The 16,692-nt window shown below is 73.1% G+C and carries 3 protein-coding genes; all 3 read left to right on the forward strand.

Annotated features, from left to right (window positions below):
* The first annotated feature begins 20 nt into the window (after positions 1–20).
* Positions 21–983: a FecR family protein gene (locus R0232_RS17860; protein ID WP_431508917.1), complete on the forward strand. Its 963-nt coding sequence runs from the start codon at positions 21–23 to the stop codon at positions 981–983.
* Positions 984–1,128: 145 nt separating this feature from the next.
* Entirely contained in the window at positions 1,129–14,715 is a 13,587-nt protein-coding gene (locus tag R0232_RS17865) for a filamentous haemagglutinin family protein (protein WP_431508918.1), read from the forward strand.
* A 274-nt stretch (positions 14,716–14,989) separates the two neighbouring features.
* Positions 14,990–16,651, forward strand: a complete 1,662-nt coding sequence (locus R0232_RS17870; RefSeq protein WP_431508919.1) for a ShlB/FhaC/HecB family hemolysin secretion/activation protein — start codon at positions 14,990–14,992, stop codon at positions 16,649–16,651.
* Positions 16,652–16,692 lie beyond the last annotated feature (41 nt).

A 16,692-nucleotide genomic window follows, 5' to 3' on the forward strand; every position in this document is an offset into this window, starting at 1 on the left:
AACCCGGAGATCCCGACGCGATGAAGACCCTGCAACGCGAAGCCCAGGCCTGGGCGGTGCGGCTGGCCTCGGGCCAGGCGAACGAGGACGATGCGCGCGCCTTCAAGGCCTGGTGCGCGCGCAGCCGCGCCCATGCGCAGGCCTTCGCGCAGGCGCGCGAGGTCTGGCGCGCGATGGCGCCGGCCGGGCTGCAGCTGCGCCGGCAGGAAGAGCGCGCGGCGCGCGGCCGGCTGCCGATGCCGGGCCGCCGCGCCTGGCTCGGCGGCGCGGTGGCGGCCTCGGTCGCCTACCTCGCGGTGTCGCCGCCGCTCGGGCTCTGGTCGCCGGTGACCGACTGGAACGCCGACTACAGCACCGCGACCGGCGAGCAGCGCGAGGTGCACGTGGCCGGCGGCGTGGTGCTGCAACTCAACACGCGCACGCGCGTGAACCTGCGCCGCGCGGCGGGCGATGGCGGCGGGGGCGACAGCGTCGAACTCGTGGCCGGCGAGGCCGAGTTCGCCAACGAGGCCTCGGGCTCGGCGCACTTCACCGTCACGGCCGCGGGCGGCACGGTGTCGGCGCAGCGCGCGCGCTTCAATATCCGCAACCTCGACGGCGAGGTCTGCGTGACCTGCCTGTCGGGCCAGGTCGAGGTGGCGCGCGGCACGCAGCGCGTGCGGCTCGACGAAGGGCGGCAGCTGCGCTGGAGCGCGGCCGGCCTGGGCGCGGTCGCGGCGGTCGACACCGGCGCGGTCAGCGCCTGGCGCCGGCGCCAGCTGGTGTTCGACCGGGTGCCGCTGTCGGAGGTGGTGGCCGAGGTCAACCGCTACCGCCATGGCCGGCTGGTGATCACCAACGCGGCGCTGGGGCGCACCAAGGTACAGGCCAGCTTCTCGATCGACCGGCTCGACGACGTGGCCTTCCTGGTGCGCGACGTCTACGGCGCCGAGCTCACGCAACTGCCGGGCGGCATCGTGCTGCTGGGCCTGGCCAGCGCCTGAACGCCGGGGTGGCGCGGGCCGTTCGTGAAGTTTTCGTGACATGGTGCAGTCGCGCCGTGGCTTCGCTGTCATAGCTCGGTAGACCACGAGGCCGCGGCCTCGCGGCATCGATCGAGCAACGCAACACGAACCCATGGAAGTCCGCATGCAACGCAGCAGCAGCACGGTGTCCCGGCGCAACGAGAGCAGCCCCTTTTCATTCACCCCGCACAACCGCTTGCGGCCGCTGGTCCATGCCATCGCGCTGATGCTGGCCGCGGGCGCCACGGTGCCCGCCGCGCATGCGCAGCGCGCCTTCAGCGGCGCCTGGATGGCGCAGAAGAACATGGCGCAGAGCACCGCGCTGGCCACCGGCCGGCTGCCCAACGGCATGCCGGCCTCGGCGCTGGTGAGCCCGCAGGCGCAGCAGCAGCGCGCGGGCGAGCAACTGCAGCGCTCGATCGGCAACCTGAACCTCGCGGCGCGCGGCATCGCGGCCCAGCAGGCGGCGCAGGAAGCGGCGCGGCGCACGGCCATCGCCAGCGGCCAGGGCGTGCCCGACGGCCTGGCCGAGGGCGGGCTGCGCGTGGACACGGCCAGCCTCACGGCCGGCTGGGCCAATGCCAATGCGCCGGTGGAATCGCGCAGCGGCGGCCAGACGCAGGTGACGATCGCGCAGACCGCGCCGCAGGCGATCCTCAACTGGGAGACCTTCAACGTCGGGCGCAACACCACGCTGAAGTTCGAGCAGCAGCCGAGCTGGGCCGTGCTCAACCGGGTCAACGATCCGCAGGCGCGGCCCTCGCAGATCCAGGGCCGGATCCAGGCCGACGGCACGGTGATGGTGGTCAACCGCAACGGCATCGTGTTCAGCGGCAGCAGCCAGGTCGACACGCGCAACCTGGTGGCCTCGGCCGTCGGCATGAGCGATGCGCAGTTCAGGAAGGGGCTCTACAGCGAGGCCCAGGGTACGAAGTTCATCCCGAGCCTGGCCAACGACCTGCAGACCACGGCCAACAGCTTCAGCCATGGCGCGGCCACGGGCGACGTGGTGGTCGAGGCCGGCGCGCGCATCGCGACGCGCCGCCCCGAGACGGTGACCGAGGCCGGCGGCTATGTGCTGCTGGCTGGCCGCGAGGCGCACAACCACGGCCAGATCAGCACGCCGAACGGCCAGGTCATGCTGGCCGCGGGCGATGCCTTCGTGATCCGCAAGGGCCTGGGCACCGACGAGAACCAGGCCTCGACCACGCGCGGCAACACCATCACGCCGCTGCGCCTCGAGGGCAGCGGCGCCGGGCTGGTGCGCAACACCGGGCTGCTGCAGGCGGAGCAGGGCGACATCACGCTCACGGGCCGCGACGTGCGCCAGCAGGGCGTGGCGGTGTCGACCACCTCGGTCCACACGCGCGGCACGGTGCACCTGCTCAACGACACGGCCGATGCCGCGGGCAAGGTGACGCTCGAGACCGGCAGCGTGACGGCGATCCTGCTCGACGAGAGCGCGACCACCGCGCTCGACGTGCAGCGCAACGCGATGATCAAGGACTCGGACAAGGCCGGCGACGGCGTGGCGCACCGGCGCGACCAGTCGCTGGTGCGCATCGCCAGCGGCGGCGAGGTCGAGTTCCTCGGCGACTCGCTCACACTGGCCACCGGCGGCCAGGTGCTGGTCGACGCCACCAGGCGCAGCAGCGTGCGCGAGGGCGCGCGCATCGATGTGGCGGGCGCGGTCGGCGTGCGCGTGGCGATGGAGGCCAACAACGTCGAGATCAACGTGCAGGGCAACGAGCAGCGCGATGCGCCGCGCAACCGCGACGGCCGCGCGCTGTTCAACAACAACATCTGGCTCGACCGCCGCTACCTGGTGCGCGTGCCCGCGGGCACCAACGGCTACGAGACCGACCGCTGGTACACGGCCGGCGGCCTGCTCGAGGTCGGCGGCTACCTCGGCATCGCGGGCCACGGCATCGGCGAATGGTCGGCGCAGGGCGGCACGGTGCAGTTCGGCGGCGGCGAGCTGCGCACGGACAAGGGATCGAGCATCAACCTCGCGGGCGGCACGCTCGACGTGCAGACCGGCAAGATCCGCCAGACCTGGCTCAAGGGCTCGGACGGCCGGCTCTACGAAGCCTCGCGCGCGCCCGGCGACCTGCTCTACACCGGCCTGTACAAGGGCTTCGAATCGGAGCACAAGCGCTGGGGCGTGACCGACGCCTTCTACAACCCGCTGATCGGCGCCAAGGAACGGCTCGAGAACGGCTACACCGTGGGCCGCGACGCGGGCCGGCTGGTGGTGGCCACGGCCAAGGCGCAGCTCGAGGGCGACATCGACACCAGCGCCTTCCAGGGCCAGGGCCAGACGCAGGCGCGCGACAAGTCCTTCGACGGCTACCGCCAGGCGCAGACCGCGGTGGCGCTGCGCGGGCAACTGATCGTCGGCAAGCAGACGCCGGTCTACGACAAGGCGACCGAGGGCCTGCGCTACATGGAGGACGCGGTGGCGCAGCGCATCGCCATCGGCGGCGCGGCCGAGGAGGGGCTGGACCTCCACCTCGACGCCGGCTGGCTCGACGCGCTCGAACTCGGCGCGCTGCGCCTGCATGCCTCCGACAGCATCGCGGTGCGCGAGGCGGTGCGCGTGGCGCCGGGCGGCGACATCGCGCTGCATGCCACGCAGGTGCAGGTCGACGCGGGACTCGAAGCGCGCGGCGGCAGCATCGCGTTGGGCAACGTGTTCCAGAAGTGGAGCGCCAGCCTCGGCTGGGTCGACCGCCTCGCGGCGCCGCTCAAGCCCGAGCTCGCGGCCGGCGTGAAGATCGCCGACAACGTGCTGCTCGATGCGCGCGGCCTGTGGTCCAACCTCGCGCTCGACCGCGCGGGCACCGCGGGCGTGCCCTTCGTGGCGGGCGGCAGCATCCGCGTGCAGTCCAGCGGCGACGTGGTGCTGTCGCAGGGCGCGGTGCTCGACACCTCGGCCGGCGCCATCTACCGCGCCGACCACAGCGTGCAGGGCGGCCGCGGCGGCGACATCGCGCTGGCCGCCAATGCCTACCAGGCCGGCACCGCGGGCCAGCCGGTCGGCGAACTGGTGCTCGGCGGCGCGCTGCGCAGCCAGGGCATGAAGGGCGGCGGCACGCTGCGGCTGCAGTCGGGCGGCGCGGTGGTGATCGGCGGCGAGATCGCGGGCGGCCGCGGCGTGCTGGCCGCGGGCGAGGTCGCGCCGATCGACCTGATCGCGAGCGAGGGCTTCGTGGTGAAGGCCGGCGCCACGCTGCCGGCCGACTTCAGCTACATGCGCACGCGCGCCCAGCCCGGCGAGGCGCTGGGCGCGGCGCCGCGGGTGGACCGCGCGCGGCCCGAGACCCACCTGACGCTGGCCGCGAGCTGGACCCCGCCGAAGCCCATCGGCAACAACGACAGCTACGTGCTGCAGACCGCGGCCGGCCAGTCCTACTCGATCTATTCGTGGAGCCAGGTGCCGACGCTGCCGGCCGGCACGGTGATCATCGGCCTCGCGAACCAGTCCGGCAGCGGCTTCCCGAGCCGCTACGTGGTGTCGCCCGAGGTGTTCCCGCAGGGCATGGGCATCCAGCCGACCGCGGCCATGCTCCCGGCCGGCACCGCGGCGCCGCGCGACCTCGAGTTCGCGGCCGGCACGCGCATCGCCGTGGGCGCGCGCTTCGACCGCGACGTGGCGGTCGGCCGCGTGCTGCATCTCGACGGCGAGCTGCTGCGCACGGGCTTCTCGCGCTACGAGCTCGTCGGCCACCAGGGCCTCGCGGTCGCGCCCGGCGCCGCGCTGCGCGTGGAGATGCCGGTGCAGCGCGCCGACACCACCGCCGCGCGCAGCCTGCCCACGGGCGCCGACACCGCCGGCGTGTTCCAGATCTGGCTGCCGCCCGAGTACACCGAGAACGCGGCCAAGGGCCTGCTGACGCAGCGCCAGGGCGCCGACCTGCAGCTCACGGCCGGCTGGGGCTACGGCTCGCTGGCCCCGCTGGACGTGGGCCGCGACGCGCGGGTGCAGGTCGATGCCGGCCGCGCCATCACGCTCGTCGGCAACGGGCAGCTCACCGTCGACGGCACGCTGCGCGCCGCGGGCGGGCGCATCGAGCTGCAGAACTTCGGCTACGGCTCCGACGGCGCCTCGTCCAAGGGCCATGACCGCTCGATCTGGCTCGACGACCACGCGGTGCTCGACGTGTCGGGCGAGGCCCGCATCGCGACCGACCTGCGCGGCCGGCGCTACGGCCTGGTCGGCGACGGCGGCAGCATCCAGATCGGCGGGCGCTACAACGCCAGCGCCACCAGCACGGTGGGCGCCGACAACTTCATCGTGGTGCGCCCCGGCGCGCGGCTCGAGGCCTCGGGCACCAGCGCGACGCTGGACCTGCCGCTGGCCGGCGCCACGGCGGTCGCCTCCGACGGTGGCCTGATCTACCTGAGCAGCTTCAACGGCCTGTTCATCGACGGCACGCTGCGCGCCGCGGCGGGTGGCGCGGGCGCGGCCGGCGGCACGCTGGGCCTGACGCTGGAGGCGCCGGCCTATCCCGAGGCCAACGCGCCCGACGCGCGCGTGCGTTCGCTGCGCGAGATCAAGGTGGGTGCGCGGCAGGGCCCCGATTCGCTGCGCGCCGACCTGCGCCCGGGCCAGGCCGATGCCGCGCTCGCCTACGGCCGTGCGCGCATCGGCGTCGACCGCATCGAGGCCGGCGGCTTCGACAGCCTCTCGCTGCTGGTCAACGGCGTGATCAGCTTCGAGGACGGCGTGAACCTGCGGCTCGGCCAGGCCCTGCGCATGACCTCGGGCAGCTTCAGCCTCGCGCAGGGCTCGGGCGACGGCTCGCAGGTGCTGCTGGCGGCGCCCTACGTGCGCCTCGGGGGCAACACCGGCCTGGGCCGCGACAGGTACATCCTGCCGATCCCGGTCAATCCGCGCGTGCCGCGGCTGGCCGCCGGCTCGGGCCTGCGCATCGAGTCCTCGGTGCTCGACGTGATCGAGACCGTGGCCTTCGGCACCGCGGGCGCCCAGCCCGAGCTCGAGGGCAACGTGCAGGTCGAGCGCGACGGCTTCGAGCGCCTCGAGCTGCGCAGCCAGGGCGACCTGCGGCTGCAGGCCTCGCTGGTGCGCGACCGCACCTCGCTCGAGACCGCGGGCGACCTGGTGCTCGCGGCCAGCCAGATCTATCCGGCCACCGGCGCGCGCGCCGAGATCCGTGCCGGCAAGATGGGCCAGTTCGACACCTGGGGCAACTACAAGAACCTCTACGACCCGGCGCGCAGCCTGCGCGTGGAGCGCATCGGCGAAGGCGAACCCGCGGTGCCGTACTCGGCCTTCGGCACGCTGCTGCTGATGTCGGCCAACGTCGACCAGGGCGGCGTGGTGCGCGCGCCGCTGGGCAGCGTGACGCTGGGCCGTCCCGAGGGCCAGTCCGAGGACCTCGCCTCCACGGTGCTGCTGCGCGCCGGCAGCATCACCTCGACCAGCGGCGCCGGCCTGGCCATGCCCTACGGCGGCACCAAGGACGGCCTGACCTACGTCCACAACGGCCTCGACGCCGGCTACGTGGGCATCGGCGGCTCGGCGTCGGCCTTCGGCGGCGTCACGCTGCTCGGCGAGCGCATCGACGTGCAGGGCGGGGCGCTCATCGACCTGTCGGGCGGCGGCACGCTCACGGGCGCGGCCTTCCTCTCGGGCCGCGGCGGCTCCACCGACGCGCGGCTCAACCCGCTGGTGCAGAGCGGCACCGGCCGCGCGGCCTTCGTGCTGCCGGGCCTCGCGACCAACCCGGTCTACGCCATCGTGCCGGGCGCGCAGCCCGGCGCCGCGCCGATCGCGCCCGAGAAGGGCGCTGGCGACCCGATGGTCGGGCGCCAGGTCACCATCGGCGCGGGCGTGCCGGGCCTGCCGCCGGGCACCTACACGCTGCTGCCCTCGACCTACGCGCTGCTGCCGGGCGCCTTCCGCGTCGAGCTCAACGGGCTGGCGAGCGGCCAGGCGGCCTTCGGCGCCACGCAGGCGATGCGCAACGGCTCCTTCAGCACCGCGGGCCGGGTCAGTGTCGCCAACACCGGCATCCTCGACGCGCTGACCACGCAGCTGGTGGTGACGCCGGCCGACCTGCTGCGCACCTATTCCCAGTACAACGAGACCAGCTATGCCCAGTTCGGCCTCGACTGGGCCGCGCGCGACGGCGTGCCGCGCCCGCGCCTGGAACGCGATGCGGGCCGGCTGACGCTGACCCCGGGCATCAAGCCGCTGGAGGACCGCGGCATCCGCATCGCCGAGGGCACGGTGCGGCACGCGGCCGCGCCGGGCGGCTTCGGCAGCGAGCTGGTGGTGAGCGGCCCCACGCGCATGTTCGAGATCGTGGCCGCGGGCAAGGGGCCCACCGACGGCTTCACCGGCGTCACGCTCGACGCCGGCATGCTCAACGGCATCGGCGCGGGCACCATGGCGATCGGCGGTGCGCCGCAGTCGCGCTTCGAGTCGGAGCGCAACACCCAGTCCTCGTACCTTGCGGGCTTCGGCACGGCCTACCAGGCCGCCAGCGGCATCGTGCTGCGCGAAGGCGCCATGCTGTCGGCGCCGCAGGTGTTCCTGGTCGCGGGCCAGCGCGACGGCGGCATCGTGCTCGAGCAGGGCGCGGCCATCGACACGCTGCGCCGCGGCCCGGTCTCCTGGGACTCGAAGGCCGGCTACGTCTTCAAGCCCGGCGATGTGTCGGTGCTCGCGGTCTCCAACGGCTGGCTCGACATGCTCGCGCCGTCGCTGGTCACCGACACCCGCTACGGCCAGGGCCCGATCCGCATCGGCGTGTGCGGCGGTAGCGTGCAGTGCGGCGGCACCACGCGCCTCTATGCCGAAGGCACGATCACGGCCGCGACCGACAGCGCCTTCGAGCTCGGCGAGTCGGTGCGCTACGGCGCGCGCAACCTGGTGCTGGCCGTGGGTGGCATCAACGTCGGCAGCGCCGAGGCGCTGGAGCGCGCCCGCGCGGGCGGCGCGCTGCCCGCGGGCATGACGCTGAACCAGCAGGTGCTCGACCGCCTGCTGCGCGGCGACACCAGCGCCGGCGCGCCCGCGCTCGAGAACCTGATCCTGACCGCGCGCGACTCGGTCAACTTCTACGAATCGGTGCGGCTGTCGACGCTGTCCTCGGCCAACGGCCAGCCCTCGCTGGCGCAACTGGTGCTGACCACGCCGGCCATCTACGGCCATGGCGGCGCCGGCGACGTGGCGCGCATCGAGACCGACACGCTGGTGTGGAACGGCTCGGCCTCGCCGGCCGGCGGCGTGATGAGCGGTGGCGCCGGCACCGGCAGCGGCCGGCTCGAGGTGGACGCGCGCGAGATCGTGTTCGGCTACGCGGCCCAGACCCAGCCGAAGTCGGTGATCTCGCACGACCGCCTGACCCTGGGCTTCGGCACGGTGGCGCTGAACGCCAGCGAACGCATCACGGCCAACCACCGCGGCAGCCTCGGCGTCTACCAGTCGCAGGGGGCCTGGAACGACAGCACCAAGGCCTTCGACCGCAGCGGCGGCGAGCTGCTGATCGCCACGCCGCTGATGACCGGCAAGGCCGGCTCGGTCAACGCCATCCGCGCGGGCGGACGCATCGCGGTGACGACCCCCGAGGGCGCGGTCGTGCCCGCCATCGATGCGGTGGCACCCGAGGCGCTCGGCGCCGAGCTGCGCCTCGACGCGGGCGGCCAGCTGAGCTTCGACACCGCGGTGCGTCTGCCCAGCGGCAAGCTGAGCCTGGTCGCGCAGGGCGACCTGCTGCTGGGCGAGCGTTCGATGCTCGACCTCGCGGGCCGGCGCGTCGATTTCTTCGACGTCAGCAAGTACGGCTGGGGCGGCGATCTGGTGCTCGAAAGCCGCGGCGGCAACATCGCGCAGGCGGCGGGCGCGCGCATCGACCTGTCGGCGCGCAACAACCGCGCGGGCCGCCTCGATGCATTGGCGCTCGACGCCGGCGCGGGCACGATCGACCTGCGCGGCGCCATCGCGGCCGGCAGCAGCGGCGCCTATGACGCGGGCGGCACGCTGGTGCCCTACGCAGCGGGCGACATCGAGCTGCGCGCGCAGACCATCGCCGACTTCCAGGGCCTCAACGCGCGCCTCAACGAGGGCGGCGCTTTCGGCGTGCGCAGCTTCCAGCTCAAGCGCGGCGACCTGGTGGTCGGCGACGAGCTCAAGGCGCGCGAGATCAACCTCTCGGTCGACGGCGGCCGGCTCACGGTCGCGGGCCGCATCGACGCCAGCGGCGAGCAGGCCGGCAGCATCCGGCTGGCCGCGCGCGACGGCGTGTCGCTCGCGGGCACGGCGGTGCTCGATGCCAGCGCCAGCGTGCTGCGGCGCGACAGCTACGGCCAGGCGATCGACGCGCCCAACCGCGCGGTCATCGAGCTCGATGCCGGCAGCGGCACGCTCTCGATCGCCAGCGGCGCGCGCATGGACCTGCGCGTGGCCGGCGCCGCGAAGGACTACGGCACGGTGGCGCTCAATGCACCGCGCCGCGGCGCCGACGACGTGGCCATCGAGGCCGCGGGCAGCATCGTGATCCAGGGCGCGAAGTCGGTCGCGGTCAATGCCTTCGTCACCGACAAGAGCGCGACGAAGGGCACGGACACGAGCGTCGACGGCCGTACCTACCAGGTCATCGACCAGGCCTACCTCGACCGCCTGCACGGCCAGAGCGAGACCTTCATCGAGGCCGCGCTGCGCAACGGCGCGCTGATGAACGGCCGCCTCGCGGGCCTGCGCGCGCAGGGCGAGCGCTTCCACCTGCGCCCCGGCGTGCAGATCGTGACCGACGCCGCGATCAACCCCGACGGCGACCTGCACGTGGACGGCGACATCGACCTCTCGGGCCACCGCTACGCGAGCGTGAACCCGCGCACGCAGAAGACCCTGGCCTACGGCTCGGGCGAACCGGGCGCGCTGGTGATCCGCGCGCCGGGCAATCTCGAGGTCTTCGGCAGCATCAACGACGGCTTCGACGGCTCGCGCCTGGTGCGCGGCGCCACGCCCGACGACAAAGGCTGGATCCTGCCGAGCGGCCGGATTCCCTTCGGCGGCGACCTCGTGATCCCGCACGGCGGCCTGGTCACGCTCGACACCGGCACCGGCTTCGAGCAGGGCCGCACGCTGAACTTCGACCTGCCGGCCGCCGCCGTGACGCTGCCCTCGGGCACGCAACTGCCGGGGGCGATGGTGCTCGACCAGCCGCTGACCGTGCCCGCGGGCCTGGTGCTCGGCGCGGACGTGCGCGACGCCGCGGGCAAGCTGCTGCACGCGGCCGGCTCGGTGCTGGGCGAGCCCGTGACGCTGCCGGCCGGCACGCGCCTGGCCGCGGGCTTCCGCCTGCCGGCCGCGGTGCGCATGGCCGCGGGCATCTGGCCCGCGGGCGTGCCGCTGCCGGTGGGCATGTCGCTGTCGCGCCCGCTCGCGCTGGCCAAGGGCGCGGTGGTGCCCTCGGAAACCCAGGTCAAGCTGCCCGGCGGCGTCGAGATGATCAACCTGCGGCCCGCCGATGCCGACGGCAACCAGGGCCGCACCTGGGCGCTGGCGCCGATGCTGCCCGCGGGCTCGCTGTCGTGGGACCTGCGCCTGGTGGCCGGTGCCGACCTCGGCGCCGCCGACACGCGCCTCGCGCAGCCGCACGCCAGCGGGCGGCTGCAGCTGGCCGACACCCACTTCGGCCTCGGCGCGAAGGTCAGCGACGTGCCGGGCACCGGCTCGCCGGCTACCTACTTCTGGGGACCGGACGCGGGCGAGAAGCTGGTGATCGATTTCTTCGGCGAGTACGTGCTGAGCTTCCAGATCGTTCCGGGCACGCCCATCACGCCCGAGCAGGTCGAGGAGCTCCAGATGATCGGCCTGGTCAGCAGCGACCCCGGCGAGATGAACGACTTCGGCTACGGCCAATACGCCACCGTCGACAAGCCGGCCGTGCCGCCGGACCGCGTCGCGGCCTACCACCCGGCGCGCGAGCAGCTGTTCAGCGTGCTGCGCACCGGCACCGGCGACCTCGACCTGGTCTCGGGCGGCGACCTCACGCTGCGCTCGCCCTATGGCGTCTACACGGCCGGCACCGCCACGGCGCCCGGCGTGGGCGGCGCGGCCGACCGGCTCTACGACCAGGCCCGCGGCCTGCTCAAGGACGGCTCGCTCCTGTTCCCCATCGAAGGCAAGCCCTACGAGCACCTGATCGACGGCGGTGCGCGCAGCCTCTACGCGGCCTGGTATCCGGAGCAGGGCGGCAACCTGCTGCTGCGCGCCGGCGGCGACCTGCGCGGCGACCTGGTCGGCAGCGGCGGCACCCCGCGCCAGGGCTTCGAGCTGTCCGAGATGCGCGGCCAGATCGGCTCGACCGCCACCGGCACCTGGCTCTGGCGCCAGGGCAGCGGCAGCGTCGCGACCGGCGCCGACGCGCGGCCCGCGGCCTGGTGGATCAACTTCGGCACCTACGTGGTGGGCTCGAACGGCGAGTACTACCCGTACGGGGGCAACAGCTACAACAACGACCCCTACCTCGTGGGCTTCACCGGCTTCGGCACGCTGGGCGGCGGCAACCTGGTGGTGGAGGCCGGGCGCGACGCCGGCATGATCGGCCCGCGCGGCGAGGTCTACTTCAACGACGGTCCGCTGCGCAGCTACACCACCCGGGTGCCGCGCAGCGAAGGCCTGCACCTGGCCGTGGCCAGCACCGGCCGCATGACGCCCGGCGGCGAGCTCGTGCTCACGGGCGGCGGCGACCTCGACCTGCGCATCGGCGGCACCCTGAACCCGAACGCGACGCTGCGCAGGAACGAGCACGACCTCAACAGCACGCTGGTCAACCTGCGCGGCGCGCTGCGCGTGCAGGCCGGCGCCATCGGCGGCATCGACGTGGGCGTGGGCACGCGCGACCAGCTCGACTCGCGCGGCGGCGATCCCTACAGCGCGGGCCGCGCCGGGGCCAGCGGCGGACCGGTGCTGGTGCTCGGCGACTCGGCGGCGCGGCTGGACGCGCGCGGCGACCTGGTGCTCGGCGGCGTGGCCGACGCGGGCCGCACCAAGCTGCTCAACGCCACGCCGTTCGGCTACCAGGGCAAGGAATACACGGGCCAGGGCTACAGCTGGTTCTCGCTGTGGACCCCGGCCACCGGCGTGGACCTGTTCAGCGCCGGCGGCAACCTCACGCCGACCACCGCCTGGGGCGAGGGCGGCGTGAACGAGGACGTGGTGAAGGCGCGCCGCGACACCAACCTCGGCGCGACCTACCAGGGCCATTTCTATCCGTCGATCCTGCGCGCGGTCGCGGCCAGCGGCAGCCTCTACTACGGCGTGGGCACCGCGAACCTGCTGGCCAACAACGGCGCGGCCTTCACGCGCACCGAGTTCGGCCTCACGCTCTCGCCGGCACCGCAGGGCGGGCAGTACGCCAATGCCACCGGCAAGGGCGTGCTCGAGCTGCTGGCGCGCGACTCGATCCAGGCCAGCGGCTATGCGATCACCGCGTCGACCGCCGACCCGGCGGCGCTCACCAGCCCGTTCCGCCCGGGCTTCATGGGACTGATCGCCTACACCGGCGGCGGCCCCTACGGCCTGAGTCCGATGCTGGCGCACAACCTGCATCCGTCGGTGGTCGACGAGCAGACCGACTGGCTCGCCAACGCCAGCGGCCGCTATGCGAATGCGCCGCTGTTCACCTTCGCGAGCCAGGCCACCTCGGCCTATGCCGCGGCGGGCCAGGAGCCGGCGCGCTACTACGCGGTGGAAGGCGACATCGTCGGCCTGCGCTTCGGCCAGATCGCGAGCCTGGGCCACCTGGGCCAGAAGGGCACGCGCTACGACGGCTCGATCCCGGTGGCGGTGCGCGCGGGCCGCGACATCACCGACTCGGGCACGCGCCTGGGCCAGAAGGACACCATCGGCGAGGGCCGCGGCAACCTGATCTCGCACGGCCTGGCCGACGACATCTCGGTGGTCGAGGCCGGCCGCGACATCCGCCACAGCAGCTTCTACGTCACCGGCCCGGGCCTGCTCGAGGTGACGGCCGGGCGCAACCTCTACTTCGCCGACCGCGGCGAGGTCAAGACGCTGGGCGCCGTGGTCGACGTGAAGCCCGGCGACCGCAGCAGCGGTGCCAGCGTGGCGGTGTCGGCCGGCATGGGCGCGGGCGCCGACTGGCAGGCCTTCGCGAAGCGCTACCTCGATCCGGCCAACCTGGCCGATCCGGGCCAGCCGCTGGCCGACCAGCCGGGCAAGGCCGTGGCCGTCTACAACGGCGCGCTGTCGCTCGCGCAGTGGCTCGTGCGCGAATTCGGCTACGACGGCGACGAGGCCGGCGCCCCGGCCTTCCTGGCGCGCAAGCAGGTGGAGCTCGACCGCGAGCGCCAGCAGGCGCTCTCGCGCGGCGACAGCGCGGCCAACCGCTCGCTGGCGCGCGAGTACAAGGTCGAGAGCCGGCTGCACCTGGTCAACTGGCTCACGGAGCGCTTCGGCGGCGCCAACCGCCTCGGCCTGCACTTCGACGCCGCCACCATGGATGCGCGCGCCTTCTTCGCGGCGCTGCCGGCCGAGCAGCAGCGCGCCTTCCTGCGCAACGTCTACTACGCCGAGCTCAAGGCCTCGGGCCGCGAATACAACGAGGAGGGCGGCAAGCGCCGCGGCAGCTACCTGCGCGGCCGCGAGGCCATCGCGACCCTGCTGCCCGACACCGATGCCGAGGGCCGCCCGCGCAGCTACGAGGGCGACCTCACGCTGTTCAGCAGCGCGCTCTACATCGACGGCTACGTGGTCAGCAACGGCGTCGGCAAGGACCGTCCGACGCCGGGCAGGACCTACATCACCAAGGCCGAGTGGGAGGCGCTGGGCAGCCCGGGCTACGACGTGAACTTCTACGACGTGCTCGATGCCGGCATCCACACCCAGTTCGGCGGCGACGTGCACGTGATGACGCCGGGCGGGCGCACGCTGGTGGGCGTGGACGGCGGCTTCGTGCCGGGGCCGGGCTCGGGCGTGATGACGCAGGGGGAGGGCGACGTCAACATCTACGCCCACGGCAGCATCCTGATGGGCCAGAGCCGCATCTTCACCACCTTCGGCGGCAACATCCTGGGCTGGTCGGCCGAGGGCGACATCAACGCCGGGCGCGGTGCCAAGACCACGGTGGTCTACACGCCGCAGCGGCGCGTCTACGACGGCGTGGGCAACGTCACGCTGTCGCCCAACGCGCCGACCACCGGCGCGGGCATCGCCACCCTGAACCCGATCGCCGAGATCCCGCCGGGCGACATCGACCTGATCGCGCCGCTGGGCACCATCGACGCGGGCGAGGCCGGCATCCGCGTCTCGGGCAACGTCAACCTCGCGGCGCTGCACGTGGTGAATGCCGAGAACATCCAGGTGCAGGGCAAGTCCACCGGCATCCCGGTGGTGGCGGCGGTCAACGTCGGCGCGCTCTCGAACGCCAGCGCGGCGGCCGCGCAGGCCGGCATCGCGGCGCAGGACTCGCTGCAGCGCGAGCGCGCCGAGGCGAGGAAGGCCTTGCCCTCGGTCTTCACGGTGCGGGTGCTGGGCTTCGGCAACGAGGCGCCCGAAGGCGCGCCGGCCGGCAACGGCGGCGCGCGCGAGCGCGGCACCACCGGCGCCGCCTACGACCCCAAGGGCGTGGTGCAGGTGCTCGGCGCCGGCGCGCTGAGCACCGCGCAGATGCAGTCGCTGACGCCGGGCGAGCGCCGCAATCTGAAGCAGTAGGACGAAGGACCACGCGGCATCCGCCGCGTCATTCCAGGAAGGGCCTCCCGCGTGGAGGCCCTTCTTCTTATGTGCGACGAGGACCCCGTGCAGGACCCGTCCGACTTTTCTTGATGAAGTTTTCGTGACAAACGACAGTCGCCGCGCTTGCCGGGCGTCTAGGAAACGTACGCAGCGGCGACATGAAGGCTCTCCACCATGGGCCGCTGCCGAGCGAGCTTCATCCTTGAGAACCGAGCTGGAAATGCATGACTTGAAGAAGAACGCCCCACCGATGTGCTGGAGAGCGGTGTGGCTGGCAGTGCTGGCGCTGAGTGCGCACGGCGTCGCGTCGGCGCAAGCCGCGGACACCGCGCCGGCGGCCGCCGCACCCGCCGACACCCAGGCCCCGAACCAGAACCCGCCCCCCGCGGCCGCGGCAACTGCCGCGCCGGCCGCACCCGAACGAAAGGTCGACGTCACCGAATACATCGTGCGCGGCAATACCGCGCTGGACGCTCGCGCGATCGAGAAGGCGGTCACGCCCTTCCTCGGTCCCGAGCGCACCCTCAAGGACATCGAGGGCGCGCGCGACGCGCTGCTCGCCGCCTACCAGGCCGCCGGCTACCAGTCGGTCTACGTGGACCTGCCCGAACAGCAGGTCGCGCAGGGCGTGGTGTTCCTGCAGGTCAGCGAGACCCGCGTGGGCCGCGTGCGCGTGGTCGGCGCCGAGTACAACTCGCCGCTGGACGTGCGCGACCAGGTGCCCGCGCTGCAGGAGGGCACCGTGCCCGACTTCAACAAGGCCCAGTCGCAGCTCGCCGCGCTCAACCGCGGTCCGAAGCGGCAGGTGATGCCGCTGGTGCGTCAGGGCGCGATGCCCGGCACCATGGACGTGGACCTCAAGGTCGAGGACCAGAGCCCGTGGCGCGCCAGCGTCGGCCTGAACAACGACTACAGCGCCGACACGCGCAAGCTGCGCGCCTCGGCTTCGATCGGCCACGACAACCTGTGGCAGCTCGGGCACAGCGCCTCGATCAGCTTCTTCGGCGCGCCGCAGGACCTGAAGCAGACGCAGGTGGTGTCGGCCTCGTACCTGGCGCCGCTGCCCAACAGCAACTGGTCGCTCGAGGGCTCGGCCTTCTGGTCCGACAGCAACGTGGCCACCGTGGGCGGCACCGACGTGCTCGGCAAGGGCCACTCGCTCGGGATCAAGGCCACCTACACGGTGCCCAACGCCGGCAACTGGTGGCATTCGTTCAGCGCCGGCGTCGACCTCAAGAACAACCGCGAGGCGCTCACGCTCAAGAACAGCAGCGACGAGGTGCCGCTCAAGTACGCGCCGATCACGCTGTCGTACTCGGGCCTGCGCCAGACCGAGAAGAGCCAGTACGGCGTGGGCGTGTCGCTGGTGGTGGGCACGCGCAGCTTCTTCAGCTACGGCAGCGACCAGGCGCAGTTCGACTACAAGCGCTACAAGTCCTCGCCGAGCTTCATGGTGCTGAAGACCGACCTCAACGGCAGCTACACCTTCGAGGGCGGCTCGCAGCTCGCCTTCCGCGTCAACGGCCAGATGACCGACTCGCCGCTGGTGTCGAGCGAACAGATCGCCGCCGGCGGCATGAACTCGGTGCGCGGCTATCTCTCGGCCGAGGCCACCGGCGACTACGGCGTGGTCGGCTCGGTCGAATGGCGCACGCCGCCGCTGACCTGGCTCAACCCCTGGGTCGAGGGCTGGCGCGCCTATGCCTTCTTCGACGGCGCGCGCCTGCGCCTGAAGAACCCGCTGCCCGAACAGGCCGACCGCTTCGCGCTCGCCTCGGTGGGCCTGGGCACCACCTTCAAGGTCGGCCAGTACTTCTCGGGCCGCATCGATGTCGGCCGTCCGCTGAAGGACGGCCCGCGCACGAAGAAGGGCGACACGCAGGTCAATTTCAGCATCAACGCCAGCTACTGATCACCGAACCCGAATCCGAACGCGGCAACGCCACTTTCAAG

It is taken from the genome of Variovorax sp. DAIF25 (assembly GCF_050711835.1).
GTDB lineage: Bacteria > Pseudomonadota > Gammaproteobacteria > Burkholderiales > Burkholderiaceae_C > Variovorax.